Source organism: Streptomyces sp. NPDC002573 (assembly GCF_042889625.1).
Classification (GTDB): Bacteria; Actinomycetota; Actinomycetes; order Streptomycetales; family Streptomycetaceae; genus Streptomyces; species Streptomyces gibsoniae.
Genome location: NZ_JBIARC010000278.1, coordinates 1 through 1,250 on the forward strand (window position 1 = coordinate 1; position 1,250 = coordinate 1,250).

General features: G+C 68.8%; 1 protein-coding gene. It reads left to right on the top strand.

Translation table 11 applies throughout. The features are described from left to right. Positions 1-1,177 (top strand): hypothetical protein (locus ACFYX0_RS47915; protein ID WP_388982185.1); only part of this gene is annotated, 1,177 nt, incomplete at its 5' end. Between the last annotated feature and the right edge of the window lie 73 nt (positions 1,178-1,250).

Genomic DNA, 1,250 nt, shown 5'->3' on the forward strand with positions numbered 1-1,250 from the left:
CAGGGAGCACGCACCGTCAGCGGATGCACGCCCCGGGCAGACACCCGCGCGTTCCGGGACCACGCCCGGCTACACCACTTCATGGGACGCGATCTGGCAGGCGGTGGATGACGGCCCGGTCAAGATGGCAGTGGACGTCTCGCCGTGGCCACGGCCGGACGCCGTGACGTCCGACGGGCTGTGCCACTGCTATGCGTCCTGCCGCTGCGACGGTGCGCGCAAGACCATCCCGGGCTGGCCGTATTCCTTCGCCGCCGGCCTCGAGTGGGGCGCCTCCTCTTGGACGACGCTGTTGGACGCGGCCCGGATCGGGCCTGATGACGAGGCCACCCTCGTGACGACCCGGCAAGTGGGGCGGGTGGTCGAGCGCCTGGACGCCGCCGGTCTGCTCCTTGGACGTCCGGCCCCGGTGTTCATCTTCGACTCCGGCTGCGACCTGACCCGCACCAGCTATCTGACCAGCAAGGACAGCCTGGAAGTTCAGATCCTGGGGCGGGTGCGCTCGGACCGGGTCTACTACACGGCTCCGTCCGGGCACCGGCCTGACGGACAGCCCGGACGGCCGAGGAAGCACGGGGAGCGGTTCGAACTGGTCAGCCCCGCCACCTGGCCCGTTCCCGACGAGCAACTCGCTGCGGACAACCCGCGCTACGGCGCGGTGGAGGTTACCGCCTGGCACGGCCTGCACCAGAAACTGACCAGGCAGGCCGGCTGGACCGGCTTCGTCGGACCGATGCCGATCGTGCCGGGCACCGTGATCCGCATCAAGGTCGAGCGGCTGCCCGGCAACCGGGCACCACAGGATCTGTGGCTGTGGCACACCGCGCCTGCGGACACGGCCTTCGACCTGGACCTGCTGTGGAAGACCTACCTTCGCAGGTTCGACGTCGAACACACCTTCCGGCTGATCAAGGGAGCACTGGGCTGGACACGCCCACAGATCCGCACCCCCGAGCAGGGGGAACGCTGGACCTGGATGATCCTGGCGGCACACGCCCAACTCCGGCTGGCCCGCACCCTGACACGTGATCTGCGACGCCCCTGGGAACCGTCGGTCCCCTCCGACCGACCGATGACACCAGGCCGCGTCCGCCGAGGTTTTCGTCAACTACGACGCTCGATCGGCACTCCCGCCAGAAGACCGAAACCCGCCACGGGTGCGTTTCTTGTTGAGTGAGGTCGGTGAGAGCGCCGTGTCCGGCGTGGTGACTGTCTCGTTGCGGTAGCTGGGTTGATCAGCTGGCGTGAGG